Source organism: Flectobacillus longus (assembly GCF_030056705.1).
In the GTDB taxonomy this organism is placed as follows: Bacteria; Bacteroidota; Bacteroidia; order Cytophagales; family Spirosomataceae; genus Flectobacillus; species Flectobacillus longus.
Window position 1 is genome coordinate 56,728 of the sequence record NZ_JASHIC010000016.1, and the last position, 26,712, is coordinate 83,439.

The following is a 26,712-nucleotide window of genomic DNA, read 5'->3' on the forward strand; positions in this document are numbered from 1 at the left end:
GATAGCCTCATTTTATTGTTATTGATTAAAGTAAACGATACTTAAGTAAAAGACTGAAATTATAAGCAGACTGAGTTGAATACAACCAATTAAAAGCGTTATTTACATTTTCATATTTTAATTCTACAGCTACTCTCTTGTGTACAAAACCTAACCCTCCATATTCTCCACTCAAATCTATTGGACGAACCCAACTATTGTCCTTTTGCGCATTAGATAATTTTACATAAATTCCATACCCTGCTGTTACATATAGTCTTGTTTTCTTATTATTTAGAAGGTCATATTTAGGACCCAATGTTAGGTTGATGTATTTTGACTCAGAGGGATACGAAATATTATTTCCGTCAAATGAGTGATAATTGGCATCAACAGTAACCCTAAATTTGTTTTTTGTTCGAGGTATTACCATGTCCAAGCCTATACCAATTACTGGATGAATATTATTAAAATCTAGTGGCGTTTTTTTGTAGTCGTACTGCCTCTGAAAACCCATACCTACACCAAGTTGTGCCCAAACTTCAAAGACTTCATTGTCTTCTCGAACAACTTTGACAGTAGCATCTCCGACACATTGATTATATTTTACCAATGTTTTTATTAGAGAACTCTTTGTTAAACTTACCCCCGAAAAGTCATTTAACTCATTACAATTCTTAAGTACAGATAATTGCGCTAGGTAATCTTTGCTTGTTGCCAATACTCTTTGTCCATTTCGCAGAATATACTCTTTTCTTTCAATCAATTCTTCTGGTTTAGCCTCTCCTTTTAATTGTAGATAAAAGTGCTCCTTTCTGCGATTATCCATGTAATATAACAATCGAGCTTGTCCTTCAACTAAAACTGACAAAAATACCGTTGTATCTTTTACGATTATTGACTCAGCATTAGATGTATAACTATTACCCAACATGCTCAAATCCATAGAAACAGTATGTGTTTCATATTGTTCTCCAGATTCTCCAACTTTAAACCCTTTAAGTTGTGTCGGAAAGTATTCAAGGGGTTTGCTCTCGGTTGTAATAAATTTAATTTTTGAAGGATTTTTCATCCATTCTTTTTCCTTCAGTGTGCCTATTTTTGTTTCTCCAGAAGCCAAAACAAGAGTATCTAAAGAAACGCTTTGAGCAAAAAGGTGATAGTGACAGTATAATATTAAAGCAATTAGGAAATAGTGTTTTTTCATTGTTTTAGGTTTTAATTTTAATGAGATGTTCTAATTATATAAGATTTTACCATTGAAAATTCTAAGATTTTATCAAGTAAAAAATATTTCACAACTAATAACTATTCAATGTTAATCGTATAAAATTATACACAATATATGATTTTTCTTATTTTTAATAAAATATTTTCACTTTTTATAAATAAAACAAAAAATCCCTCTCACAAGTGTAAGAGGGATTTTTTATATCCATTATTCTGTTAATACGAACTTTTACTTTTAGATATATTGGTTAATGATATTTTCCAAAAGCTCTTGTTTGCCACTTGTACGAGCTGGCTCACCGTGTGCTAAAGCAATATCACGCAAATCTTCTAATGTTAATTTACCTGCTTCGTATTCTGCTCCTTTGCCTGAATCAAAAGAAGCATATCTGTCTGAACGAATTTTTTTGTATGGTGATTTAGTCAAGATATTATCAGCAATTACCAAAGCTCTTGCAAATGAATCCATACCACCAATATGTGCAAAGAAAATATCTTCTAAATTAGTCGAGTTACGACGGATTTTAGCATCGAAGTTAATACCTCCTTGTGTAATCCCTTTTCCTTCTAAAATGATTAGCATTGATTCTGTTAATTCATTTAAGTTGTTAGGGAATTGGTCAGTATCCCAGCCATTTTGGTAGTCACCACGGTTGGCATCCATACTGCCCAACATGTTATTATCTACAGCTACTTGTAATTCGTGTTGGAATGTGTGTCCAGCCAAAGTAGCATGGTTTACTTCAAGGTTCAACATGAAATCATTTTCTAAACCGTATTCTTTCAAAAATCCAATTACAGTTGCTGAGTCAAAGTCATATTGGTGTTTCGTTGGCTCACAAGGTTTAGGTTCGATGAAGAATTTACCAGTAAATCCATTTTTACGAGCATAGTCACGAGCAATTGTTAAGAATTGTCCCATGTGAGCTAATTCACGTTTCATGTCTGTGTTCAATAAGGTCATATAACCTTCACGACCACCCCAGAATACATAGTTTTCACCATTTAAGGCAATCGTAGCGTCAATCGCATTTTTCACCTGTGTACCAGCGTGTGCAACCACAGAGAAGTCTGGGTTTGTAGAAGCGCCATTCATATAACGTGGGTTAGAGAACACGTTTGCAGTACCCCACAATAACTTTACACCAGAAGCTGCTTGTTTTTGCTTTGCATAGTCAACGATTGACTGTAGGTTTGATTCGTACTCGCTCATTGAGTTTCCTTCATCAACTAAGTCAATATCATGAAAACAGTAATATGGAGCACCGATTTTAGTAAAAAATTCAAAAGCTGCATCCATTTTATCTTTTGCTCTGTCAACAGCACCCGCTTTTATATCCCAAGGAAATTGCTGTGTTCCTGGACCAAATGGATCTGCACCTTGTCCACAGAATGTATGCCAATAAGCAACAGCAAAACGCAAATGCTCTTTCATCGTTTTACCTGCAATCACACGATTTTCATCGTACCATTTGAATGCAAGAGGATTGTCTGACTCACGACCTTCAAATTGAATTTTACCAATACCAGCGAAATATTCTTTATCGCCCAATGTAATGTTTGCCATCTTATAGGGATTGTTTTTTAGTTAGCTTTTTTGCAAAACAGACGACCAACTGTTCTGTACTGTTCTGTTATTTTATTTTACCACGAAAATACAATTATATCTTTGAATCAAAAAATATTTAAAACAATTTAATTCTCGATTCTTATCGAATGGATATATTGCTAAGGATGAATGGATTTAGTTGTGTTTACTTTTGAAAAGAGCTCTCAAACATTTCTCTTTCATCGTTGATTTTTTAAGTAGATTTGTTGTTCTAGTTACTGTACAAAGGAATTAATTCTATGAGTGATTTTGATTACAAGGCCGAATTGGCCAAAGTTCCAGAAGAACCTGGTGTGTATCGATATTTTGATAGCGAAGGAACTGTTATTTATGTTGGTAAAGCCAAAAACCTTAAAAATCGTGTTAGTAGCTATTTTGTAAAATCAAACCAGCACGACCGAAAAACCAAAAGACTTGTTAGCCAAATTCGCAAAATCGAATTTACGATTGTGAATACTGAATTTGATGCCCTACTTCTGGAAAATAACCTTATTAAAAAATACCAGCCCAAGTTTAATATCTTGTTGCGTGACGACAAGATGTACCCTTTTATTTGTATCACAAACGAACCTTTTCCTAAGGTAATTACCACACGAAGGGTAGACCGTAAGTTGGGGACTTTTTTTGGCCCATTTGCCAACCAAAAAGCTATGTATGCGATTTTGGAAATGTTTGGGCAACTCTATAAATTCCGAACTTGCACCCTCAATCTTACCCCTTCTAATATAAATAATCGCAAATTTAAGGTTTGTCTTGAATATCATATAGGTAACTGTAAGGGTCCGTGTGAGGGATTACAAAAGGAGGAAGAATATATCGCTGAAATAGACCAAGCAAAACATATCCTTAAAGGCAATTTGAATTTACCTAAGGGGTATTTTGAAGAAATGATGCTCGCAGCAGCCTCAAAACTTGCTTTTGAAGAAGCTCAAGAGTTTAAGGAAAAGCTTTTGGTTTTAGATAAATTTCAGAGCAAATCAACAGTTGTCAATCCCAATATCAAGGATGTTGATGTGTTTTCAATTGTATCTGATGAGCAAACAGCATTCCTAAATTTCATGAAAATTACGAATGGCTTTATTACTCAAACTCAAACGTGGGACGTAAAAAAGAAATTAGATGAGCTAGATGAAGATATCTTGACGATGATGGTATGGGAAATGCGTGATAAATACCAGAGTGAGGCTAAAGAAGTTATCACAAATATTCCACTGGCTATCGAATTAAAAGGCGTCGAAAATACTCTTCCACAGATTGGGGATAAGCGAAAAATTTTGGATATGTCTCTTAAAAATGTTTTATACTTCAGAAAAGAAAAGGCAGATAGGCAAGTTGCTGAAGAAAGTGGCGGCGATCGTAAAATGCGAGTTTTACTTACCTTAAAAAATGATTTACAGATCAAAACTCTTCCGAGACATATCGAATGCTTTGATAACTCCAATATTCAGGGTACAAATCCTGTATCTGCCATGGTTTGTTTTAAAGATGGGATTCCTTCTAAGAAAGATTATCGACACTTTACCCCTAAAACAGTCGTAGGGCCAAACGATTTTGCTACGATGTATGAAGTAATAACACGTCGCTATTCAAGACTTTTGGAAGAAGAAGCTGACCTTCCTGATTTAATTATTGTAGATGGTGGAAAAGGGCAGCTTTCGGCATCGTGCGATGCCCTGAAAGCTTTAAATCTTTACGGAAAAGTTCCGATTATTGGCATTGCTAAAAGACTTGAAGAAATCTATTTTCCAGAGGACAGTATCCCTCTTTATATTGATAAAAAATCGGAGTCGTTGAAACTCATACAGCGACTAAGGGACGAAGCTCACCGTTTTGGTATTACCAAACACAGAGACAAACGCAGTAAGAATTTTATTATTAGTCAACTCGAAAATATTGAAGGAATTGGAAAAATAACAGCAACCAAACTCTTAAAACATTTTGGAACAGTTAGCAAGATTTATGAAGCTCCTCTTGAAGAATTAGAAACGCTATTGGGCAAAGCCAAAGCTAAATCACTCAAAGAACAACTCAATATCATCAATCATGAATAATAAAAAAGGAGATTCGACGTATCGAATCTCCTTTTTTATTACAAAATATCACGACTTGATTTTAGTATTCCCAAAGGTTATGTTCCATCTCCATTAGTTTGTATTCTAACTGTTGAGACATTACCAATCCTTTTTTATCGCCACCATACATCTGAACCAAGTCTTTATCCTCTGGGTTACCGAACTTAATTGGGCGAGCACTAAACAAACGTAAATCAAAAGCATCTGCCATATTTTTATGCTGAGCTTCGTTTTGCGTGTTGTAGTAGATACAATTTGGATTACTACGGAATAATTTATCTAAGTCTTTATAACGAAACGACGCCACAGTTTTATCAAAACCAGCAGCAGTTTTGCTTGCAGGAATAATGATTGTAATTGCTTGGATATCAAAATACAATCTTGAGCGTTGTTTGTCAAAAACTGCATCTTCTTTGATTTCAAGAATAGTCAATTCTCTTGGAAAACGGTAGTTTCCATTAGTAGCTACAACAGGTGCTGGTTTTGAGCCAGCTACTTTGTTATCACCAGCTTTTGGCTTAGGGTCACCCCAACCATCGTCTGCACCACCACCTGAAGTTGCAGCTGATTCGTTACCAAAACCAGCAGCTTTTTCTTCAGCAGAAAGGGCTCCATCGTTAAAATCTTCGTCGATTTCGAGATTCTTCATAAACTCCTCTTTTGAAAGTTTTCTTTTCAAAGAATCGTCTTTATATGGTTGTAAAACACCACTCTGAACCCATTCAACCAAGTATTTAGTGATTTCGTTATTTTTAGAGAAAAACGGCTGATTTTGTTTTTCATTCAAATCCATTCTTCTCCACAAACGTCGCTTCCACATGATATTTGAATCATCAATTGGACGAACAGAATCTGGATTTTTTCCGTTGTTATCTTTTTCTTGCGCTGTTGCCAACGAGCAAGTTGCCAATGTTATAAGGGCTACACTTGCGTATTTTACTAAATTCTTCATTTGAGTTAAGTCGCTATTAGTTTTACAATTACCAACCAAATTTCAGGAAAGAGGGTTGGCTTTTACCAATAAACCTCGAATTCTAAACGACAGATTATCAATATTTATTGAAATCAAACTAATATTTTATTCTGCAATTAGTTCAATGGAAGTACCTTCGGCATGTTATAAGGGATATTTTCTACAGCTCCCTTAAAGTTTCTACGTTGTACTCCTCTTACTTCAATATAATATCTATCGCCTGCTTGTGCTTGTGATGCCAAACTAGAAACATTTACAGAACCACTACCTGTAACCTCTCCTACTTTCTTCGTTCCACGAGCTAATGCTACATAGATTTCAGATACACGGAACTGAGCATCTTCAGGGTTAGTTGCTTTAAATGATTCATCAGCAAGGGCACGAGCCTCGATTGTACGAAGACCACTTGCGCTAGCGCCACGTTTTTCATCAATTTCACCACCATTACCATAGATTTTAACTTCTGGTCTTGGTACACGTCTTACGCGGAAAGTTTCTTTACCCAACAACGTTCCACCGTTTGTTACATTCAAAGTAACAGTGGCGGCACTTGGAACGATGGTAACTTTACCGCGCTCTCCAGCAATTGTTTCACCACCATCAGCAGAAAAAGATGGATTCCATAAAGCACCCAAACCTGGGCTTACAACACTCAAACGGTTTGCACAACCCAAATATAAGGCAGGTAATGTTGCTGTTTCGATGTTATAGGTTGGTTTCAATACAAAATATTCTTTTGTAATTGATTCTGTTTTAGCACCTGTTGGACTCATATATGATACCGAAGCAGTATATGACTTACGAGCTAAACCATTTTTGTCATATTCGCCACCAGCCGTTTTGAACTTAATTTGACCACGACCATCTTTCACTGGAAGTGCCGAACCGTTCAAGCTCATGCGTGGTGTAAAACCACTTGAAGTAGCTGCAATAAATACCTCAGCTTCATAGTCCATACCAGCAACAACAGTATTAGCATTAGCAGAAACTTGAGCAAATACTTTGTCAAATTTCACTTCTTTTGCCCCTACTTTAGCAGCTAATTGACCTAGAACTTCACTTTCATAACGTCTAACTTCAGCTTGCTTTTGGCTCAATGTTGCCAAAGCCGCAGGTACTGGTGTTTGAGCAAAATTTAATTCTGCAAAGTCTTTATTTCTTTGATTTGCATCTCTCGATGCAATAGGATCATCCTTAGCACCTAAAGCTAAAGCAGGAAATACAGTGCCTTTATCAGCAATAGCAGAAAGCTTGCTAACATAATCTTCCATTGAAGAAGCTAATAGGTAAGCAATGCCTTTTTTACCAGAACCTACCATTATTTGATACACTTTTTCTTCTTCTTTAGGGTTTTTGATTTGACCAGTTTCAGGGTCAATACCACCACCCGACTCAATTACTTTAGCTTTTGCTTCCTCAATTTGAGAAATTACAGCCTCAGCAATCTTATGTACTTCAGCAGCTTTGCGTGAAATATCTGCATAAGCACCAGGGTTTGGTAACTCCTTAATTTTTGAATCAATACCTTGGATTGTTCCTTTATTTTTCTCAGCTGCCGACTGGTTAGCCGTTTCCAAGCTGTTATTTAATAGCACAAATTTCTGTAAGAGGGCATCACTTACTTGCAAAGCAAGCAAGGCTGTTAGCACCAAATACATCATCCCAATCATCTTCTGTCTGGGCGTTTCTTTTAAACCTGCCATCGTATATTATACTTGAGGATTTTAACATTTAAGAATGACTACTTTCGAAACTTTCGTTTCTATCTCTTTGACATTACAATCAGCTACAGATTATTAGCCTTTCATAGCTGACAACATACTTCCATAAACATTGTTCAAAGAAGTTAGGTTGTTAGTCAATTTAGCAAGCTCTTGCTTAAACTGTTGAGTATCCTTGCTAGCATCAGACATATTTTCCATAGCAGAAGTAAGATTGCCATAGAAAGTATTCATCGCCTTCAAATGCTTGTTAGTATCTTGTAATTCCAATTCATATACTGCATTAAGAGCAGACATACTTTGTGTGATTTTTTGGAACTGAGCACGGTAGTCTTTTGCATCTTGTGTAGCTGTAGACAATTCTGAAACGGCATTTAATGTAATGCCATACGCTTTGTTCATTTCGCTAACTGAAGCAGAAGCAGCTTTTACATTTTTAGCGTATTCAGTAGTTGCAATAGTTGCATCTGATATTTCGCCAATTTTTGAAACAGATTCAGTCAATGATTTAAGACTTTTACCTAAGTTATCGAACACCTCAGGAGAAACCTTTGCGTTTGCTAATGCTTCATCCATTTTAGCAGTCAAACCAGAACCTCCAGTAAATGAACCACGAGAAGATGATTTTGGTAATTCTCCTTGGAAATCTTTTGATAATTCAGGGTAAACTCTTTCCCATTCGTATTCTCTTTCAGGCTTAGCCGTAGCATAAAGGATGGCAAAAAGGATAAAGATAGCAGCCTCTGTTAGCATACCTACCATTAGCATTTGATTGGCTCCTTCTAAGTGTAAGATTTTAAACAATGCTCCAACAATAACTACTGCGGCACCAGCACTGGCGATAACGTTAATAATTTTTTCTAAGCCCTTCATTTGATCTGAAAATGATTAAAAGTGGAATTTAAAATGTACAGTTTCGAGTTTTGTTTTTAAAAATTGAAAAAAACCTAAGTCTTTTTCGTATTACTTAAATCTAAAATGATTAAAAAGTAGTTTTTTTTCAATATTACTTTACGCTTTATTTCAAAGTAAAAGGTAATCAGTTGTTGATGCACACTTTGCCCAAACAACTGATTACCTTTTGAAAATATTCTATCTAAATTCTTTTCCTGACGAACGACCCAAGTGCGTCATAGCACAACGGAAGCCGATGTAAGAACGTTTTTTATCTTCATACTCATAAGAGCGAGTACCTGTCTCAAGATAATAGGCAACGTCTTTCCATGAACCACCTCTAATTACTTTACGTGGCTCATCTTTATCATCGTTCAATGTGTTCAAATCCCAAGTAATAGCTACAGCGTTATCAGAATAAGCATCAATACACCATTCTGCTACGTTACCTGCCATGTTGTACAAGCCATAATCATTAGGGTTATAAGCATTTACAGGTGCTGTATAAGCATATCCATCCGAATCATAATTACCTCTATGTGGCTTGAAGTTAGCTAACAAACAACCCTTTCCATTTGCTACATAAGGGTTACCCCAAGGATATTTAGCTGAAGCTTTTCCGCCACGTGCAGCCCATTCCCACTCTGCTTCAGAAGGAAGTCTATAACGAGGGGAAATATACATGCCTTCAGCAGTACGATAATCATTTAGTGCTTTTGTACGCCATTCGCAGAAATACTTAGCAGCTCTCCAGCTTACACCTACCACAGGATAAAGGTCAAATGCTGGGCTTGAGAAGTAGTACTCTGTCATAGGGTCTCCATTGTGATAAGTAAAGTCCTTACTCCATACAGTTGTATCAGGATAATACTCTGACATAATTTTCTCTTCGCCTAATACAGAAATAGAGTCTGTCAACATAGCAGTTGTAAACTGACGATACTCATTGTTACTGATTTCTGTATCATCCAAGAAAAATTGTGCAACAGACACACGCTTGTTGAAGTTTACAGATGATGAAACGATATCTTCATCTGCTTGACCCATCATGTAAGAGCCAGAAGGAATTAGTACCATTCCTAGTGGAGTAGTTTGTTTCCACCCTTTACGAGCGGTAGCAGCAACTTCACCATTGACCATGCCAATGTCGTCTTTTTTGCTGTTACGTCCCTTCTTACCTCCTTTTCCTTTCGAGGCAACTTCTCTACCTTTTCCACTTTTGCTTTTACTACTTGAAGTTTTTCCACCTTTTTTACCAGATGAAGAACTACAACTATCTAACAATAGTACAGGAACAGCTAGTAGGATTAATAATAGAGTTTTCCTGAAAATTACACTGTAATTCATATTGATTTTACTTTTGCGATTGATACCTGCTTTGAAACGGGTAAATAATTCTCAAAATTGTAAGTGATATTGATTTTATTACTAATGGTACACTAGAAAAAGTTTCTTGCCCAAAATATTGTGAATGGCAGAAATTACTCAGAAAGCAAAATTATCTTTGTTAATTTTTCTTAAAACGAGTAAAAAAAAAATTTAGTATGCTATCTGAGATAAGCAAAGTTAATAATTTTTTACCTAGTACTCTAATACAATAGAGATTTGATTCACAAGCATCTGATTAGAAACTGTGGTTTTTTAAGCTTCTCCGCTAATTCGGAAGAAACTGAGCCTTATTTTCTAAATCTTGGAGTCCTAACAGGCGCTTTTTTGCCTGCTAAAAGTTTAGGAGCCGGTAACGAATAACTGAGCAATATTTCATGCGAGGTTGGGGCTTTGGCGGATGCTCCTCGCGTTGAGGTCAAATCTAACGAATAACCGATTCGTAATGCGTTATTTTGTAATAATGAAATGCCAGCAATAATAATGCCAGCATCATTCAAGCGATAAGAGCCTCCAAACCAGTATTTTTCTTGGTAGTTCAATATAGCTCCTCCTTCTAGTACTTGCGATTTAAAGTCTGTTTTAAATAATGCAGTTGGCACTATTTCTATATCTTCACTCAAATAATAATTGATATTCCCATGAATATTAACTGTCTGAACTGCTTTGTTTGACAAACTTGCAATTCCAAAATTATATTCAGGCTGGTTCACATGATTAAAACTAGCTCCTATCTGAAAATTACTGCTTTTAAAGATAGCACCTACACTAAAATCAGGTCTACTTTGACTGATTCTACCTGTTAATCCGTCCAAAATTGGATCGTTCTCATCCCTTGGACGAAAGCTATTATCATAATTTTTGATATGAAACCCTCCACTTGCTCCTAAAGATAATAGGCTAGCATCAGAAAATTTCAATTGAAACGAATAAGCAAGCTTTAAGTCCTGATATCCTGCACCTGAAGGGGTTTTATCATTAACAAACGACAAACCTACTCCACTTCTAAGGCCATTGAGGGGCATAGATACGTTAAAGATTTGGGTACCCAAAGACCCAGAACCATCTAACGAAGTTTGATAACCTGTCCATTGATTACGATAGTGTAGCTGGAATTTAAGTACCCCATCAAGCCCTGCTGCTGCGGGGTTGATATATAAAGGGTTAAACATATATTGACTTAACTGAGCATCCTGCTGTGCGCTTGCAGGGAAAATCCCAATTAATCCAAAGGCTAACAAAATGAATAATAGTTGTTTCTGCATAATGTTCTTGAACTAGGTATGCTCGTACATCAATGTACTCAAATGATTAAGAGGCAATCGTTCACATAGTTTTTGCAGAAGTTCAGCATAACCTAAACTTCTGCTTTCCCAAAACTAATAACAATTTCCAAATATTCACTACAATTTCTGTTTTCAGAGACAGGATTATTACAAAAATCGTTTCAGATTTTACGGGAAAATTTTAACTACGCATAATCACGAGATATAAACGGTTGAACTAGTGCTTTTGTTGTAGGTAAAACAAAAAGAGGTCAGACTTGCATAACAAATCTGACCTCGTTGATTCAATAGTAAACTTTTCTACAAGCCGTTTACTTTTTTGATGTATAATTCCAGTGCACCCGACATAGAAGGGGCATTAGGAAGTGGAGCTTGAATATCCAAAATCAATCCAGCGTCCGTAACAGCTTTGGCCGTAGTAGGTCCAAATGCTGCGATACGAGTTTTGTTTTGCTGAAAATCTGGGAAGTTATCAAACAAAGATTTTATTCCAGATGGACTAAAGAAAGCTAAAATGTCATAGTATACATCTTCCAAATCAGATAAGTCTGATGATCCTGTTTCGTACATCACAGCTTCAGTCAAATGCAAATCGTTTGTACCCATAAACTCAGGAATATCGTTGCGACGTTTGTCTGAGCAAGGAAATAAAAACTTCTCACTTTTGTGCTTCTTAATCAACTCTAATAAATCTGCTGCTGTCTTTTGCCCTGAGAAAATTTTACGTTTACGAATAACAATATATTTCTGAAGGTAAATAGCTGTTTGTTCTGTAATACAGAAATACTTCATATCTGCTGGAACCTCAATACGTGCTTCTTTGCAGATACGGAAAAAGTGATCTACAGCATTACGGCTCGTGAAAATAATAGCCGTATGGTCTAGAATGTTGATTTTTTGCTTACGGAAATCTTTGAATGAAACGCCTTGTATCTCAATAAATGGACGAAAATCTACCTTAATATTGTATCTTTTTGCCAACTCAAAATAAGGTGACTTTTCATCAGTTGGCCGTGCTTGTGACACTAAAATGCTGGATACTTTGGTTAATCTGTCTGGATGTGCGTTTACTGTTGTTTCGCTCATGCTCAATGCAGTTAAACTTTAATGTGGTGATAAATGTTGAGGCCTATTATATGGCAAATCGTATCCCTACTATCAAGGGGATTAATTCAACGATGCAAAGATACGAAAATAAATACAGATTTTTTAACGGTGTCAGCTTATTTATCGTAAAGTAAATCAATATTAATCTTACGATAAAAAAGAATGAAATAGGTACAAACAGGATTTCTTGAGCATTTCGAAGTACGTCGGGATACGATACTGAGCAAAAACTCAACCCTATTGCCAACAATAAGAAAAATATACTTGAAGCCTGAATAACTTTAAAAAAGTGAATATTGGTAATGTTCTCTAATCTATAAAGGTTGGTCAAAATAGCCAGTGCCATGTATTTTCCAATCAAAATAAAAAATACAACTACCCCTAATTCTATAAAGTTGGTAAACAAACCCATTAAACTTTCGCTATCCATCAAAATTGTGCTTACTGAAAACAAATCGGTTTCCTCATTTTGCACTAACATGATAATAAACGATAACGTAAAGCTTAGATTAAGGACAAATAATAAATTAGCCAAATCAAATGGTTTATTTATCACTAAGGAATCTTCTCGAAGATTAATGGTAAGTAAATCCCTAATACTAAAATATCGGTCAAATGCCTTTGGCTGTATATTATACAAAAACGCATAGCATATTGCCAAAAATAAAATACTTAGTATCAAATAATCTTGAAAAGGTGTCAGCTCTCTAGGAATTACTGTCAGCAAAGAATCGGAGATTTGGATACTCTTTTCTACCTTCGAAACCTTATTTCCTACTAATACAGAGATAGCTTCAACGCTAGTATTGTTGCCATAGAAAGTCAAAAATACTTTAGTCTTACCATATTTCTCTTTCAAACTATCTACATCCATTACCACCCACTGATCTACTGGGAGTTTGCGCTGTAAAGAAGCGTTGATAAAAAGGTAGTTTTCTTTACTTGAAAAGTATAACAACTTATACCCTCGGTAATTTTCCGAATCAAAAAATAAGCTGAAGGAGTTGTAATCTTTATGTTCGTTACGAATGTAAGGAACATAGGCTTTATATTGTTCGTCAAATACCTGCCAATCATCATGGTAGTCATATACCAAATAATAGGCGCTGTTTGGACCCACATTTCCTGCCAACGAAGACGACACTGTGCAATACAAGAGCATTCCAACTAAGAATGCTTGTAATGGCATGAAGCACAAAAACCTGACAAATATCGATTTGTCAGGTTTTGCCGTATTTTGATAATATGAATCGTTAACTTGTTGCAATACCGTGTAATATTTTTACAAAATTACATCACCTATCAGCAAAAGCCAACTACCGACTCACAATTATTTCAAACCTAAAGCCTTCAACATGGTTTCACCAATGTCAGCTGGTGAGTGTACTACATGGATACCACACTCTTCCATGATAGCCATTTTAGCAGCAGCAGTATCGTCAGCGCCACCGATGATAGCACCAGCGTGACCCATACGACGACCTTTTGGAGCAGTTTGACCTGCGATGAAACCAACAACTGGTTTTTGGTTACCAGTTTCTTTGATCCAACGAGCAGCTTCAGCTTCCATTCCTCCACCGATTTCACCGATCATTACGATACCTTCAGTTTCAGGGTCATTCATCAACAACTCAACAGCTTCTTTAGTAGTAGTACCAATGATTGGGTCACCACCAATACCGATAGCTGTAGTCTGACCTAAGCCAGCTTTTGTTAATTGATCTACTGCTTCGTAAGTTAAAGTACCTGATTTTGAAACGATACCAATTTTACCTTTAGAGAAAATAAATGCAGGCATGATACCTACCTTACATTCTCCAGCAGTCATTACGCCTGGACAGTTAGGGCCAATCAAACGAGTTTCTTTGCCTTTGATGTATTCTTTAGCGTAGATCATGTCCTTTGTAGGAATACCTTCAGTGATACAAATAATCACTTTGATACCTGCGTCAGCTGATTCCATGATAGCATCTGCAGCAAATGCAGGCGGAACAAAAATAATCGAAGTGTCAGCACCTACTTGTTGAACAGCCTCCAATACAGTATTGAAAACCGGACGGTCAAGGTGAGTAGTACCACCTTTTCCTGGAGTAACACCACCTACGACGTTCGAGCCGTATTCTATCATCTGCTGAGCATGGAAAGTACCTTCCGAGCCCGTAAAGCCTTGTACAATTATTCTAGAGTTTTTGTTAACAAGTACACTCATTTTTTCGTGTCGTTATCTGTTATTGAAAATTCCTATTATTAAGAAAAGTTTCGTAAAGGTAAAAGGTGAATGCCAAAGAGCAAAAAGTAATTATTATTTAGCTCATTTTTATTCGGGGGCAATATTACAACAATTTGAAATACAAGACTTTAATATTCAATTAAATTCTGCTAAATTTTTATAGATTCATTCTGTAACAAAAGAATTCTTATCTTAATCTTTCAATATTAGGCTAAACTATTTTTAACATGGAAACACTTCTGTTCAGCATACAAAACCATATTGCCCAAATCACCATCAATAGACCCCACAAGGCTAATGCGTTAGATACTAAATCGTGGGAGGAATTAGAGTTGATTTTTGAGCAAATCAATGACGATGATACCATCCGTGTAGTGATTGTTTCGGGAGGAGATAGTAAACATTTCTGTGCGGGAATTGATTTGTCATTATTGATGTCAATCACACAAAATACCATATCTTGCGAGGGTAAAAGAAGAGAAAAGCTTCGTAAACAAATACTCGACCTACAAACACCTATCAATGCCATCGAAAATTGTACAAAACCTGTTTTGGTGGCTATTCATGGCGGGTGTATTGGCGCAGGTGTAGACTTGATTTGTGCGGCAGATATGCGCTATTGTACCAATGACGCTTATTTTATGATAAAAGAAATTGACATGGGTATGGTAGCTGATCTTGGTACTTTACAGCGTTTACCCAAACTCATAAATCCTAGTATAGCTAGGGAGCTAGCTTTTACTGGCAGGGCGGTTTCGGGTATAGAAGCTCAACAAATAGGGCTCGTTAATAAAGCATTCGAGTCGAGAGAAGAACTTGATAAATATGTATGGGAAATTGCCACACAAATTGCTTCCAAATCGCCTGTAGCTATTAGAGGAACTAAACATATTCTGAACTACAGTTTGGAGCATTCGACCAAAAACAGCCTTGAATATATGGCTACTTGGAACGCAGCGATGCTATTGTCCAATGACTTGCAAGAGGCATTTTTGGCGCAAACTCAAAAACGTAGCGCAAAATTTGAAGATTAAATTTACCGATTGATAATATTATAGATTGTATTTTTGTAAAAATGTCGTCGTAGCTTACGGTTATTAGCCAAGAGCTTAGAGGTTTGCTTAAGATTTTGACCAAACCTTATATACTTAATCAAGATACATCATCTTTGGACGGGTAGTTTTACCTTTCTGGATTCTTCATAATGCGATGCTTACTCATTTAAAGATAAAAAACTATGCGCTGATTGAGCGCCTGGAGTTGACTCCAAATCCCGCCTTAAACATCATCACGGGTGAGACAGGTGCGGGTAAGTCTATTATGTTGGGAGCTATTGGCTTGTTGTTAGGGAATCGTGCCGATACCAAGACCCTCTATAATCCAGAAGATAAATGTGTGATTGAAGGTGAGTTCAACCTTTCTGGCTTTATTATCAAAAACCTTTTTGATGAAGAAGAACTCGATTATGAGGATCATTGCATTATTCGTCGAGAAATATCGCCTCAGGGCAAAACTCGTGCTTTTATTAATGACACTCCTGTAAATCTTGAAACGCTCCGTCGAATTGCTTCCCAATTGATGGATGTGCATTCTCAACATGATAATTTGTTGTTGGGTGCTACCGAATATCAACTTCAAATAGTTGATACTTTTGCTCAAAATGATACCCTTCTCGAAAAATACAAACTTGATTTTAGTAATTATCAAAAAGCCTACAAAGCTTATGATGAATTAGTTAGTGATGCTAAAAACAGTAAAAAGGAATTTGATTACAATTCTTTTTTACTAGAAGAACTTCAAAAAGCTAAACTAAAAGGCCATGAATTGGAGGGACTCGAAGCTGAACTCAATAAGCTCGAAAATGCAGAAGATGTAAAGTCCAAACTTCAACAATCTGTTGAGATACTGAATGGTACTGAGCAATCTATCATTTCTTTATTCGGAACCACTTTAGCCAACCTCAACGCTATTAGTCAATATGGTGAGCATTTCAGACAATTGCGAGAAAGACTTAATTCTTGTTTGATTGAAATAAAAGATATTACCAATGAAATAGAAGGAGAATCGGAACAAGTAGAAATTGATAACGAAAAAATTACCGCACTACAAGTTAGGGTAGATACAATCTATCACTTGTTACAAAAGCATCAAGTAAAAAAAGATACAGATTTACTGAAAATTCAGGCCGATTTAGAAGTCAAAGTTGGTAAGGTTTTGAATCTCGACGAAAATCTAGCCGAAGCAAAAGCCAAGGTTGAAAAGGCAGAGAAGGCTTTGCAAAAAAGTGCAGAAGCCCTTTCGAAGTCTCGACTAAATGTCTTGAGCACGATTGAAGCTCAAATTACAAGCCTTTTGATAGACTTAGGAATGCCAAACGCTGCTCTAAAAGTTGAGAATGAATTTATCAAGCCATCTCCTACGGGAATCAATGTGGTAAATTTGTTATTCTCTGCCAACAAAGGCATTAAGCCACAGCCTCTCAAAAATGTAGCCTCTGGTGGTGAATTTAGTCGTTTGATGCTGGCAATCAAATATATTTTGGCCAATAAACGTGCTTTACCAACGATCGTTTTCGATGAAATTGATACAGGTATTTCGGGTGAAGTGTCTATCAAAGTAGGGAATATGATGCGTGAGATGAGTAAAAGTCATCAAATTATCGCTATTACACACTTACATCAGATTGCAGCTCAAGGGGCAGTACATTATTTTGTGTACAAAGACCATTCGTCAGAAAGAACCGTTTCTCGAATTAAGGAGTTATCTAAAGACGAACGTATTATGGAAATTGCTCAAATGATTGGTGGACAGAATCCCTCAATAGCAATTTTGAATAATGCCCGTGAAATTCTTGAAAAACACCTTCAAGAATAATAACTGACCATTGTCATTTTATCAGGGACAAACATCCGCTTTTTTTGTTGTTTGATTCCATCAAATCACACAGTACCCTTTGCTAGTTCACAGAATGCTATATTTTAAATGCTTATGAAAAAGATTATTATTCCTGTGTTGTTCCTTTTTTTATCAAGCTCTTGTCAAAAAGCACAACAAGAAGACCAACAAAAAAAACTCATCGATGAGGTGATTGCGGTACATGATGAAGTAATGCCAAAGATGGATGAAATCATGACCCTTAAAAGCCAACTGGATAGTGTTGCCAAAGTTTCTAAGGACTCAGTAAAAGCACGAGACTTGTTTATTCAGCTTGATTCAGCAGATATTAAAATGTCTAACTGGATGGCCGAATACAACCCCGAATCTGTAAAAGGCAAAGGCAATGATGAGGTTATTAAATACCTTGAAAACGAGAAGAAAAGAATCAATGATGTAAAAGATATTACCAATACAAGTATTACTAACGCCAAACAATTTTTAAGTAAATAATGCGACTATTTTCATTAACCCAAAAAGCTTTAATGGTAGGCATAGCATTATTGGCTTGGTCATGTTCTGATGGCTCAAAAAAACTCCCCTATCTTGGTCAAAAAAGCGTAGAAATCAGAGTAGAAAACGGTAAAAGCATCACCGATTCGGTTTATCATACGATTCCTGACTTTAGCTTTATCAATCAAGATTCTGTAGTTTTTACGCAGAAAGATGTTGAAGGCAAAATTTATGTGGCTGACTTTTTCTTTACGACTTGTCCTACGATTTGTCCTAAAATGAAAACTCAAATGTTGAGAGTTTTTGAAAAATATAAAGACAATCCACATTTCATGATTTTGTCACACACCATCGACCCTCGTCACGACACGCCGAGTGTATTGAAAGAATTTGGACAAAACTTAGGGCTTGATTCTAAAAAATGGCAAATGGTGACAGGCGACAAGATGAAAATCTATGAACTTGGTCAAAAAAGCTATATGGTTACCGCTACCGACGACCCCACTCAGCCAGGTGGAATTGTGCACAGTGGAGCCTTTATTTTGGTAGACAAAGACCGCCACATCAGAGGTATCTACGACGGAACTGTTCCTGAAAAAGTTGATAATTTAATAAAAGATATTGAAGTGCTTTTAGCTGAGCAATATCCACAAAAATAGTGTTGAAATAAGTTAATGGGCAAAATTAGATTAATTTTACCCGCAATAGGCATTAAGCTATATGCCGTAAGCTAAAAGTATAAAAGTATTTTTTAAGAAATTATTGATACATTTTTGCCTAATGCTTACGGCTTATTGCCTAAAGCATATTAATATAGGTATATTCTTATGAAAAAATTCTTATTCGGTTTGTTTGTTACGACCTTGATGATGGCCTGCCAAAGTCAAGAAGAACTCAAGCTCAAACAATATTATATCGACGGACAAGCATTGTACAAAACACATTGCGAAAACTGTCATCAAGTAGATGGGAAAGGATTAGCCGGGCTATACCCTCCTATTAATGGTTCTGATTTCTTGAAAAAGAATAAAAATCGTATTATTTGTGGTATCAGAAATGGGTTGAGCGATACCATTGTCGTAAACGGAAAAACCTATCATCAGCCAATGCCCGCAAATAAACAATTACAGGGTATAGATGTAGCCGAAATCACAACCTATATCTATAATGAATGGGGTGGCGAAACGACTATTACCGATGTCAAATCAGTCAAGAAGGTATTAGATACCTGCGATAAATAAGATGTTAGATTTTAATAAAAACCTCGGAAGCAGCCTAACTGAAGCTTCCGAGGTTTTTATTTTTTACAGTGTTAACCATTCTATTTTCCATTCAACAATTTCTGTGTACATCTATCAAATCAATAGTTACTTCCATCTAAAACTTAGCTATTATTGTAACCTAAAATCGTATTACACCCAAAACAACTCTCTCAAATGACTAAAAAATTATCCTTATTGCTTATTGCATCAATCATTGTTAGTTCATGCTCAGTAACCAAAAACTGGAAAAGTGAACAGCTTAATAACGACTACCTAAAAGCTAGTTTTGATGAATTTACTGGAGTTGAAAAACTTAAATTTTCTCAACAACCTCATACAATAGTATATCTGAGTTCAACAGTAAATACCTCAAAAGGAAAGATTTTACTTTCATCAAATAATACAATACTGGCAACACCCAATAGAGTCAATCATCAGAAAATTAGTTTGTCGAAATCTCAAGTAATAAAAATATCAGGAGAGAAAGCGCAAGGTTCTTTTGCATTGCTGTATCCAACTTTAGTAGAAAAGAAGATACAAGTAAACTATCATCAAAATATTGAATTATTAGGTCTATGCTATACACTATTAAACCTAAGCGATTTTAATGATATTCCCGACGACCAAACATTCGAGATGAATGGGGAGAAAGTCAAGATAAAAGATTTGTATGCCCTTACTACTAAAATTGGCAACGAGTTCAAGCCTTTTCTAACCTCCAAAAACTTAGCAATCATCAAAACCTTCTTTGATAAAGATTTTTATCTCCATAATTCCAACTTCTTATTACAACTAGATAATTTCCCTAGTGCAAAAGTGAGTGAAGACAATCCTTTTTTAAGCCATTATAGCTCAAAAGCTGAAGCCGAAAAATTGATAAATGCCTTCAATGAATTTGCTATTGAAATTAATTTTCAAGATTTTTTGAAAAAATACAGTCCATACTATCAAAAAATGATTCAAGAAGTGGCGAAAAATATTCCCCAAGAAAGTTTCATTGTTGAGATGGAGCACCTGTACGGGAAAAATGTTCAAAACTATCGACTATATCCTAGCCTTACGATTCCTTTTGGACAAGGTTTTGCTGTGGGGAATACTGATACAATAGGAAATATATTCGCTTCTTTTAACAAACCTAAAGAAGTCAACCAACAATCAGCTCTTGAATTAGGATATGGCAATCCTGTTTCGTTACGAGATATTTGTGTACACGAGTTTGGTCATTCTTTTGTTAATCCAGCTATTGATAAAGTAGATGAAAGCTTGTTACAGGACAAAGAATCTTTATTTGAACCTATCAGAGAGAAGATGACACAACAAGGTTATAATCAATGGAAGATATGTCTTTATGAGCACTTCAATAGAGCTAATGAGGTTATCATTGCTAGATTGCTTGGAGATAATACCAAAGCAGATATGATTTATCAAGATAATCTCAAAAATAAATCATACATCTATCTTCCCCAAATCGTGGAGAAACTTGAATTTTGGTATAACAATGAATTTTTAGACAAAACGTACGAACAAAAAGTAAGCGATATTATTGCAGAATTGAAATAAGAAAGCCCCAATAAGCAAAAAGGTCAACACTGATAAGTGCTGACCTTTTTGCTTATTGGGGTAAGTTTTTTACACTTAATACTCCTGTAACTCGACGAAGCGTATAATCGGTAAAATCTTGATTTGAATCCATTCCTACACCGTGTAAGACTTGTTCAGGGGTTTTGATATCAACGGGTTTATCTGTGTAAACTTTCTTTGTATCTGGACTCCAAAACATCTCATCGGTTTGTAAAGTCTCATTTTTGATTTGGTTATTTACCAACACACGCCCCATTATGTGATAGAGGTTTTTGGAGCGAATAAATCTTGCCGAATCGCCTCGGAGCGTTGTGGTATTATTTCCTAATTTATCAAAAAAGAAAATCCTTACTTCTTTAGGATAGACTTTATCTTCATTTTGGAGGGTCAATTGTGTTTCTGTAGACATTTTTACCATAATTCTTGCCGAATCGGTATATGCCATATTGATGCCATGCAGCTCCGACAATGGGCCATTGTAAATTCCCTTCTGCACAATTTTCTCCTCTTTTTTACAACTTATCAGCGTCAATGTACAGCACAAAATAACACCTATTGCCACTTTATATCTGTCTGTTTTCATACCAAAATCGAAATTAGTATTTTGATAATTCTTTAGATTTATAAAGAATTATCTCACTCAATAAGATTAGTCGATTTTTGGTTTACGGAACCAAGAGAAGTCACCTAATGAGAAACCAACTACAATTTTTGAATAAACCTCTTCAATACCATTTGTTGCTAAAGTACCTCTTTTGCCATGTACAAAAGCTACGTTGAGGTATGAAATCGTACGCATTGGGAAAGAAGCTCCAACTGAGAAATTATAGTCTTTAGCACCTGCTGTTCCTGTTACGGTATATGGAGATTGTGTATAACTAGCACCTACACGATATACTACGTGATTGAAGTAACCAGAGATAGCTTCAAAATCAGGAATATATTCTGCCCCAAAAGCAATTGTTGAGGCATCTACTAACTTTTCTGAATTACCTTCAATATTTCTGAAGGCTGTCCACTTTGTCATTGAGTAATCAAGGGATACATTCAACTGACCTGGTTTTTCTAAACTAATCCCCAAGCGGTAAGTTGATGGCAAGGTGACATGACCTGTAGTTTGTGTCAATGTATCGGCATTGATTGCTGTAATACCCGAAGCATCAAAAGTACGAAACTGGCGAAGCGATTTAGCTTTGAGAGTTTGAGAAAAATCAGCAGTAGCAGCAATATTCAGGAAATATTCTTTGCTAATTTTTGGACGCCATGCTCCACCCAATTTGAATATGAAACCAGAATAGTTAGTACGATCAGCCAACTTGATTTGGTAGTTTTGACCATCGCTATAGTTTTGTGTTGTAATATCATTATTAATTACACCAAAAGTATAGCTTGTTTCAAGTCCTACATAAACATTTTTGTTCAGCCTAACGCCATTTGACCAAACGGCTTTGTTCAGACCACCACTTCCGTTATAAGAAATGGTTGTACTGTCTTTACCCAACAAGTCGAGCTTATTTACAGCAAAAGTAGAATAATCTACGTTGGTAGACGGGCGCAAACCCAACAACATTGTCCAACGAGAGCTCACTGGCAACGCCAAAGAGATTGGACCAATAGTACCACGAGTAGTATTAGAACGTTTTGAGGAGCTTTGCAGACCTTTTACTTCCGTATTGACACCCATTTCGAATAGAGTGTAACGATTACGAGCCAATAAGGCAGGGTTTAAGTTGTTGATATATAACCCAGAGGCATTGGCAACGCCAAGTCCACCCATCATATAGTTTACAGAACCTGCTTCTGTAACAGCCTCGCCGATACCCAAATAAGAATAAGGAGAGTTGGATTGCTGAGCGCTAGACCACTGTGAGTGGAGTACTAAACCCAGTACCAATAGAGAGACAATTTTTAATTTAGCCATAACAGGCAGGCGTTTACGATTATGTAAGCTTGTCTGGTGAGCTAGCATTTTTAATTTCGACATTATGTTCTAATATTCTGTTAAGACCAATCAACACTAAAGCTGGTTCTACAAAGTTCGGTGATTTTATGCGGTTTGCAAAAAATGTAGCGTCTCCCCCGCATAAAATGACGTTAATTTTTGTTAAAAGTGCCTTGTACTGTTCTATAAAACCATCGATTTCTGCAAGAAGTCCATTTATTACACCACTTTGCATAGCCTTGGCGGTACTTTTTCCGACTAACTCTGGAAAACCCTCGGGCTCTATTAACGGTAATCTTTGGGTAAAAGTGTGCATTGCTTTAAACCGCATTGCCATTCCTGGTGAAATAATACCTCCATGAAAATTAGCTTCAGCATCTACCAAATCATAAGTATTACAAGTCCCTAAATCTATAATCATACTATTTTGATTGGGGTATAATACCGTTGCTCCTACAGCAGCGGCTACTCGGTCGGCACCAAGGGTATGGGGCGTTTCATACAGCTTGGTAATAGGGATGGGTGTTGTAGGTTGTAATAGGATTAGTTCTGGGTCGTATTTCCCCAAAATAGCCTTTAACTGCTCCTCCGAATAGCTCACTGTTGAAATAACTATGTGCTCTGGCTTAATAATATCTACATATTCGAGCAATTCACTGTAACTCAAGCCTTTTTTTAACTCTTGAGGTTTTCCATCGATAAATACCCCCGTTTTGGCAAAAGTATTTCCTAAATCTATAGCTAAATTCATCAGTGTAATATTTCTAAAATAAGACAAAGGTAAGGGTTTGACAAATAGAGACAAGGGTAATCGTTTATGACTAATATTTTCGAGAATCTTAGGACAAGAAATATAACTTGCCATTTATATTTGTCTCAAGAGTTGATTTTAGACAATATTTATATGTTTTTCACTCAACTCCCTCATCTAAAACATCTTTATCAAACAAGCACTTTATGAATTTTTTATCTCAATCTATACTCGAAAACACAGTGATAGACCTTCTTTGGTTTGTAAGCATTTGTATGTTTGGAGTATTGATTAAAAGGTATTTCTCTATTGTCTTAAGTAAAGTTCTTTATCGGGTTTTGCGCCATGACAAAGTACCTATCTATACCTGTATCGAACTGCTTAGGAAGCCTCTTGAGGTGTTTTTTATTCTCAATGCTATATGGCTAGCGTCCTATCATATCAAAGTCCCTAGAGCTTGGCATTTAGCGCCAGTTGAACAATTTGGTATCCTGATGTTTGTTTGGAAAACCTTTCAACTTACGCTTATTATGTCATTTTCTTGGATACTTATTCGTATCACAAAGTTTCTGGCAATTGTTTTTCAAGAAAAAGCGGCACTCACTGAAAGTAAACTCGATGACCAGTTTGTGCCATTCACCAAAGATTTAGTGATTGTAGCCTTGGTATTAATGACGTTTTTTTCGATGCTAGGAATAGTATTCAAAATTGACGTCATAGCACTGATTACTGGTTTGGGGATTGGGGGTTTGGCAATCGCCTTGGCTGCTCGTGAGACTTTAGAAAACCTATTTGCTTCGTTTACGATTTTCTTGGATTTACCTTTTTTGGTGGGCGATACCATTTTGCTCGATAAAGTAACTGGCGATGTGGAAAAAATTGGATTCAGAAGTACCCGCATTCGTACAGGCGACGGTAGCTTGGTAACTGTACCCAATCGCCTCATTACGGCACAAGCATTAGAAAATCTCAGCCAAAGAAATTATCGTCGTGCTCGTTATGTCCTACGCCTACGTTTGGATACGCCTACCGAAGCAGTCAAAGCCATTGTGAACGATATTCAGGCTTTGGTAGAATCACATGAAAAAGTATATCATAGCGACCCTGGTAAAACTCGTTTTGATGCTATCAGCGATAATTCGCTGGATATATTAGTGTCCTATCATGTCGCTACCAATAGTATTGTGGTCTTGAATGAAGTAAAAGAAGAAATAAATTATCAGATTTTAGTTATTGTCCAAAAACATCAGGCGCAATTAGCCTATCCTACTTTCCGAATTATCAACTAATTTTTTGCCATCCTTAAAAACATCCATTTACCCTGATTTCGTGTGTCTGGTGTAGAAAATGTGCGTGGATTAAAAAGAAAAACACAACTTTAATCCATGAACAAGCGCAAGATACCAATAGAGCTAATCGTCTGGGTAATTGGTCTTTTATGGCTGGTATTTTCCCGTCCAGAAAGTACTCATTTTACTGTTTGTCCTTTAGCTTTAGCAGGTTTTGAACATTGTCCAGGTTGCGGATTAGGTCATTCTATTTCTTATTTGTTGAGAGGTGAATGGCAATTATCTTGGCAAAGTCACCCTCTTGGTGCTTTTGCATTGCTAATACTTATTAAACGCATTTTTGAACTTGGTAAAACAGCATTTTGCTCAAACGTTTGCTCAAACAAAACTGAAGACTTTTATCCATCTAAACTTTTAAGAAAATGAATCCCAACTTCGTAATTATGATGGCCAACTTAGAACCTGAGGAGGCTCTTTTTATCCAAAGTTTAATCAGAGACTTGGACGAACCACAACAACAGCAGTTTTTGGCAATGTACCAAAACAAACGTCGTGATACAACCTTGATACTTATTACCACCATCATGGGATTCTTTGGTTTCGCTGGTATTCAACGCTTTTTGACAGATAGAATTGGTATGGGTATCCTTTACTTCTTCACAGGAGGACTTTGTATGATTGGTACAATCGTCGATTTGGTTAACCATAAAAGCATGACATTGGAGTATAACCGCCAAGTTGCAGCCGAAATATTAGCTTCGATTAAGCTTTGGCAAAATAGATAATGGCTGTCAAGTAAAAATCTATTAGGTAGCTTATTTCTCTTTTCAACCTTTAGATGACAAATCGAGATGTTCGGCAATAAGGTATCATTTATCAAAAAGATATTGTAAATTTCATAGGAAAACATGGAATGAGTATATTATCCATATATTCGTATTTATCCCATGTAACATTTTCATTATCGTACTTATGGAAAACCCAATATCTCGTCGTTCGGTATTACAAAAAACCCTAGCGGCGACTACTGCTACCATGCTGACATCATCCCTCAACAACCGCATCGAAGCTGCCGACAACCATATTGGTTCGGCTCTCAAAGGACGCATCAATCACTCGGCTTGCCGTTGGTGTTATGAGTCAGTTCCTTTTGAGGATTTGTGTAAATCTGCTAAAGAAATCGGCATGAAGTCGATTGAATTGACAGGCCCTGAAGAATGGTCTATTATGAAAAAATATGATCTTACAGCAGGTATGGGTTGGGGAAGCTGGCCAAAAGGTACTGGGTTAACAAGCTTCTTTAATGACCCTAAAAACCATGATATCTTGGTCAATTATTATAACGACTATTTAATTCCAGAAGCAGCAAAGGCAGGTATTAAAAACTTGATATGTTTTTCAGGAAATCGTAATGGTATCAGTGAAACACAAGGGTTGTTGAACTCTAAAAAAGTGATTCAACGAATCATCAAAACAGCCGAAAAACACGATGTGACACTTTCGATGGAATTGTTGAATTCAAAAGTAAACCACAGAGATTATCAGTGTGATCATACCGAATGGGGCGTGGAACTTTGTGAAATGGTTGGTTCTGACAAATTCAAATTGTTGTACGACATCTATCACATGCAAATCATGGAGGGCGACGTAATTGCAACAATCAAAAAATATAATGAGTATATCTCTCACTATCACACAGGTGGCGTACCAGGACGTCATGAAATCAACGACTCTCAAGAATTGAACTATCCTGCCATTATGAAAGCTATTGTTGATACTGGCTACAAAGGCTTTATAGGACAAGAGTTTATCCCAACTCGTACCGACAAAATCGCTTCATTGCGTGAAGGTATCTTGATTTGTGATATCTAGATCTTGAGTGAATTAGTGGTTGAGCGATTGATTTTAATTTACATTTTCTAGTAGAGACGCAATACTTTGCGTCTAGAGATTTGTCAATAGGAATTTTAGCTTTAAAAAGGCAGTCGAAATAAGTTTTTCGACTGCCTTTTT

Annotated in this window: 24 protein-coding genes; 11 read left to right on the forward strand and 13 right to left on the reverse strand. The window is 36.3% G+C overall.

Translation table 11 applies throughout. The annotated features are described in order from the left end of the window. Positions 1-25: 25 nt before the first annotated feature. Positions 26-1,186 (reverse strand): hypothetical protein, encoded by a 1,161-nt coding sequence (locus QM491_RS13165; protein ID WP_283327951.1) that lies wholly within the window; start codon positions 1,184-1,186, stop codon positions 26-28. Between the two features lie 258 nt (positions 1,187-1,444). After that, positions 1,445-2,776: a xylose isomerase gene (gene xylA / locus QM491_RS13170; RefSeq protein WP_283327952.1), complete on the reverse strand. Its 1,332-nt coding sequence runs from the start codon at positions 2,774-2,776 to the stop codon at positions 1,445-1,447. Positions 2,777-3,057: 281 nt separating this feature from the next. On the opposite strand from xylA, the gene uvrC reads away from it, so the two are divergent. After that, on the forward strand, positions 3,058-4,869 hold the full coding sequence (gene uvrC / locus QM491_RS13175; protein ID WP_283327953.1) for an excinuclease ABC subunit UvrC: 1,812 nt from the start codon (positions 3,058-3,060) through the stop codon (positions 4,867-4,869). Between the two features lie 61 nt (positions 4,870-4,930). On the opposite strand, the gene porN is transcribed toward uvrC, so the two are convergent. From porN to sucD, 8 genes are all read right to left on the reverse strand, one after another. Continuing rightward, positions 4,931-5,842, reverse strand: coding sequence for a type IX secretion system ring subunit PorN/GldN (porN, locus tag QM491_RS13180; protein WP_283327954.1), 912 nt, complete (start codon positions 5,840-5,842; stop codon positions 4,931-4,933). Between the two features lie 137 nt (positions 5,843-5,979). Then, the gene (gene porM, locus QM491_RS13185) at positions 5,980-7,566 is read right to left on the reverse strand and encodes a type IX secretion system motor protein PorM/GldM (protein ID WP_283327955.1); all 1,587 of its coding nucleotides are present in this window, start codon (positions 7,564-7,566) and stop codon (positions 5,980-5,982) included. 93 nt (positions 7,567-7,659) lie between these two features. Then, the gene (gene porL, locus QM491_RS13190; protein WP_283327956.1) at positions 7,660-8,457 is read right to left on the reverse strand and encodes a type IX secretion system motor protein PorL/GldL; all 798 of its coding nucleotides are present in this window, start codon (positions 8,455-8,457) and stop codon (positions 7,660-7,662) included. A gap of 219 nt (positions 8,458-8,676) precedes the next feature. Continuing rightward, positions 8,677-9,825, reverse strand: a complete 1,149-nt coding sequence (porK, locus tag QM491_RS13195) for a T9SS ring complex lipoprotein PorK/GldK (RefSeq protein WP_283327957.1) — start codon at positions 9,823-9,825, stop codon at positions 8,677-8,679. A gap of 329 nt (positions 9,826-10,154) precedes the next feature. Then, complete coding sequence (locus QM491_RS13200) at positions 10,155-11,129, reverse strand: PorP/SprF family type IX secretion system membrane protein (protein ID WP_283327958.1); 975 nt, start codon at positions 11,127-11,129, stop codon at positions 10,155-10,157. Positions 11,130-11,450: 321 nt separating this feature from the next. After that, on the reverse strand, positions 11,451-12,236 hold the full coding sequence (locus QM491_RS13205; protein WP_283327959.1) for a uroporphyrinogen-III synthase: 786 nt from the start codon (positions 12,234-12,236) through the stop codon (positions 11,451-11,453). 46 nt (positions 12,237-12,282) lie between these two features. Further along, positions 12,283-13,446, reverse strand: a complete 1,164-nt coding sequence (locus QM491_RS13210; protein ID WP_283327960.1) for a DUF4271 domain-containing protein — start codon at positions 13,444-13,446, stop codon at positions 12,283-12,285. A 141-nt stretch (positions 13,447-13,587) separates the two neighbouring features. Continuing rightward, a complete protein-coding gene (sucD, locus tag QM491_RS13215) occupies positions 13,588-14,466 on the reverse strand; it encodes a succinate--CoA ligase subunit alpha (RefSeq protein WP_283327961.1) in 879 nt (292 codons plus the stop codon). A gap of 248 nt (positions 14,467-14,714) precedes the next feature. Here sucD and QM491_RS13220 point away from each other — a divergent pair, with 248 nt between their 5' ends. From QM491_RS13220 to QM491_RS13245, 6 genes are all read left to right on the forward strand, one after another. Then, positions 14,715-15,521 carry a crotonase/enoyl-CoA hydratase family protein gene (locus QM491_RS13220; protein WP_283327962.1) on the forward strand — a complete coding sequence of 269 codons (807 nt, stop codon included), beginning with the start codon at positions 14,715-14,717 and terminating at the stop codon, positions 15,519-15,521. A 175-nt stretch (positions 15,522-15,696) separates the two neighbouring features. Continuing rightward, on the forward strand, positions 15,697-17,361 hold the full coding sequence (recN, locus tag QM491_RS13225; RefSeq protein ID WP_283327963.1) for a DNA repair protein RecN: 1,665 nt from the start codon (positions 15,697-15,699) through the stop codon (positions 17,359-17,361). A gap of 114 nt (positions 17,362-17,475) precedes the next feature. Next, positions 17,476-17,874, forward strand: coding sequence for a hypothetical protein (locus QM491_RS13230; RefSeq protein ID WP_283327964.1), 399 nt, complete (start codon positions 17,476-17,478; stop codon positions 17,872-17,874). Beyond that, positions 17,874-18,533, forward strand: a complete 660-nt coding sequence (locus tag QM491_RS13235; protein ID WP_283327965.1) for an SCO family protein — start codon at positions 17,874-17,876, stop codon at positions 18,531-18,533. Before QM491_RS13230 ends, QM491_RS13235 begins: the two co-directional genes overlap by 1 nt. 168 nt (positions 18,534-18,701) lie before the next feature. Then, positions 18,702-19,115: a c-type cytochrome gene (locus QM491_RS13240; RefSeq protein ID WP_283327966.1), complete on the forward strand. Its 414-nt coding sequence runs from the start codon at positions 18,702-18,704 to the stop codon at positions 19,113-19,115. A gap of 195 nt (positions 19,116-19,310) precedes the next feature. Next, positions 19,311-20,696: a DUF4932 domain-containing protein gene (locus QM491_RS13245; protein ID WP_283327967.1), complete on the forward strand. Its 1,386-nt coding sequence runs from the start codon at positions 19,311-19,313 to the stop codon at positions 20,694-20,696. A gap of 52 nt (positions 20,697-20,748) precedes the next feature. Here QM491_RS13245 and lptC read toward each other — a convergent pair whose 3' ends face one another. The 3 genes from lptC to QM491_RS13260 all read right to left on the reverse strand — a co-directional run bounded on the left by lptC (position 20,749) and on the right by QM491_RS13260 (position 23,410). Continuing rightward, the gene (gene lptC, locus QM491_RS13250) at positions 20,749-21,300 is read right to left on the reverse strand and encodes an LPS export ABC transporter periplasmic protein LptC (protein ID WP_283327968.1); all 552 of its coding nucleotides are present in this window, start codon (positions 21,298-21,300) and stop codon (positions 20,749-20,751) included. 66 nt (positions 21,301-21,366) lie between these two features. After that, on the reverse strand, positions 21,367-22,638 hold the full coding sequence (bamG, locus tag QM491_RS13255) for a BamG family beta-barrel-assembly machinery protein (protein ID WP_283327969.1): 1,272 nt from the start codon (positions 22,636-22,638) through the stop codon (positions 21,367-21,369). 19 nt (positions 22,639-22,657) lie between these two features. After that, complete coding sequence (locus QM491_RS13260; RefSeq protein ID WP_283327970.1) at positions 22,658-23,410, reverse strand: type III pantothenate kinase; 753 nt, start codon at positions 23,408-23,410, stop codon at positions 22,658-22,660. A gap of 206 nt (positions 23,411-23,616) precedes the next feature. Here QM491_RS13260 and QM491_RS13265 point away from each other — a divergent pair, with 206 nt between their 5' ends. The 4 genes from QM491_RS13265 to QM491_RS13280 all read left to right on the forward strand — a co-directional run bounded on the left by QM491_RS13265 (position 23,617) and on the right by QM491_RS13280 (position 26,571). Further along, positions 23,617-24,699 carry a mechanosensitive ion channel family protein gene (locus QM491_RS13265; RefSeq protein WP_283327971.1) on the forward strand — a complete coding sequence of 361 codons (1,083 nt, stop codon included), beginning with the start codon at positions 23,617-23,619 and terminating at the stop codon, positions 24,697-24,699. 96 nt (positions 24,700-24,795) lie between these two features. Continuing rightward, on the forward strand, positions 24,796-25,125 hold the full coding sequence (locus QM491_RS13270) for a DUF2752 domain-containing protein (protein WP_283327972.1): 330 nt from the start codon (positions 24,796-24,798) through the stop codon (positions 25,123-25,125). Continuing rightward, positions 25,122-25,484 (forward strand): TM2 domain-containing protein, encoded by a 363-nt coding sequence (locus QM491_RS13275; RefSeq protein WP_283327973.1) that lies wholly within the window; start codon positions 25,122-25,124, stop codon positions 25,482-25,484. Before QM491_RS13270 ends, QM491_RS13275 begins: the two co-directional genes overlap by 4 nt. 187 nt (positions 25,485-25,671) lie before the next feature. Further along, complete coding sequence (locus QM491_RS13280) at positions 25,672-26,571, forward strand: hydroxypyruvate isomerase family protein (RefSeq protein WP_283327974.1); 900 nt, start codon at positions 25,672-25,674, stop codon at positions 26,569-26,571. Positions 26,572-26,712 lie beyond the last annotated feature (141 nt).

What these genes read in the sequence shown, in the direction of transcription:
- bamG (WP_283327969.1), bottom strand. Translation starts at nt 22,638, where the DNA reads ATGGCTAAATTAAAAATTGTCTCTCTATTGGTACTGGGTTTAGTACTC.
- QM491_RS13245 (WP_283327967.1), top strand. Translation starts at nt 19,311, where the DNA reads ATGACTAAAAAATTATCCTTATTGCTTATTGCATCAATCATTGTTAGT.
- lptC (WP_283327968.1), bottom strand. Translation starts at nt 21,300, where the DNA reads ATGAAAACAGACAGATATAAAGTGGCAATAGGTGTTATTTTGTGCTGT.
- QM491_RS13210 (WP_283327960.1), bottom strand. Translation starts at nt 13,446, where the DNA reads ATGCCATTACAAGCATTCTTAGTTGGAATGCTCTTGTATTGCACAGTG.
- xylA (WP_283327952.1), bottom strand. Translation starts at nt 2,776, where the DNA reads ATGGCAAACATTACATTGGGCGATAAAGAATATTTCGCTGGTATTGGT.
- QM491_RS13280 (WP_283327974.1), top strand. Translation starts at nt 25,672, where the DNA reads ATGGAAAACCCAATATCTCGTCGTTCGGTATTACAAAAAACCCTAGCG.
- QM491_RS13165 (WP_283327951.1), bottom strand. Translation starts at nt 1,186, where the DNA reads ATGAAAAAACACTATTTCCTAATTGCTTTAATATTATACTGTCACTAT.
- QM491_RS13260 (WP_283327970.1), bottom strand. Translation starts at nt 23,410, where the DNA reads ATGAATTTAGCTATAGATTTAGGAAATACTTTTGCCAAAACGGGGGTA.
- QM491_RS13200 (WP_283327958.1), bottom strand. Translation starts at nt 11,129, where the DNA reads ATGCAGAAACAACTATTATTCATTTTGTTAGCCTTTGGATTAATTGGG.
- QM491_RS13220 (WP_283327962.1), top strand. Translation starts at nt 14,715, where the DNA reads ATGGAAACACTTCTGTTCAGCATACAAAACCATATTGCCCAAATCACC.
- QM491_RS13240 (WP_283327966.1), top strand. Translation starts at nt 18,702, where the DNA reads ATGAAAAAATTCTTATTCGGTTTGTTTGTTACGACCTTGATGATGGCC.
- sucD (WP_283327961.1), bottom strand. Translation starts at nt 14,466, where the DNA reads ATGAGTGTACTTGTTAACAAAAACTCTAGAATAATTGTACAAGGCTTT.
- porL (WP_283327956.1), bottom strand. Translation starts at nt 8,457, where the DNA reads ATGAAGGGCTTAGAAAAAATTATTAACGTTATCGCCAGTGCTGGTGCC.
- porK (WP_283327957.1), bottom strand. Translation starts at nt 9,825, where the DNA reads ATGAATTACAGTGTAATTTTCAGGAAAACTCTATTATTAATCCTACTA.
- porM (WP_283327955.1), bottom strand. Translation starts at nt 7,566, where the DNA reads ATGGCAGGTTTAAAAGAAACGCCCAGACAGAAGATGATTGGGATGATG.
- QM491_RS13275 (WP_283327973.1), top strand. Translation starts at nt 25,122, where the DNA reads ATGAATCCCAACTTCGTAATTATGATGGCCAACTTAGAACCTGAGGAG.
- QM491_RS13205 (WP_283327959.1), bottom strand. Translation starts at nt 12,236, where the DNA reads ATGAGCGAAACAACAGTAAACGCACATCCAGACAGATTAACCAAAGTA.
- QM491_RS13235 (WP_283327965.1), top strand. Translation starts at nt 17,874, where the DNA reads ATGCGACTATTTTCATTAACCCAAAAAGCTTTAATGGTAGGCATAGCA.
- QM491_RS13230 (WP_283327964.1), top strand. Translation starts at nt 17,476, where the DNA reads ATGAAAAAGATTATTATTCCTGTGTTGTTCCTTTTTTTATCAAGCTCT.
- recN (WP_283327963.1), top strand. Translation starts at nt 15,697, where the DNA reads ATGCTTACTCATTTAAAGATAAAAAACTATGCGCTGATTGAGCGCCTG.
- uvrC (WP_283327953.1), top strand. Translation starts at nt 3,058, where the DNA reads ATGAGTGATTTTGATTACAAGGCCGAATTGGCCAAAGTTCCAGAAGAA.
- QM491_RS13265 (WP_283327971.1), top strand. Translation starts at nt 23,617, where the DNA reads ATGAATTTTTTATCTCAATCTATACTCGAAAACACAGTGATAGACCTT.
- porN (WP_283327954.1), bottom strand. Translation starts at nt 5,842, where the DNA reads ATGAAGAATTTAGTAAAATACGCAAGTGTAGCCCTTATAACATTGGCA.
- QM491_RS13270 (WP_283327972.1), top strand. Translation starts at nt 24,796, where the DNA reads ATGAACAAGCGCAAGATACCAATAGAGCTAATCGTCTGGGTAATTGGT.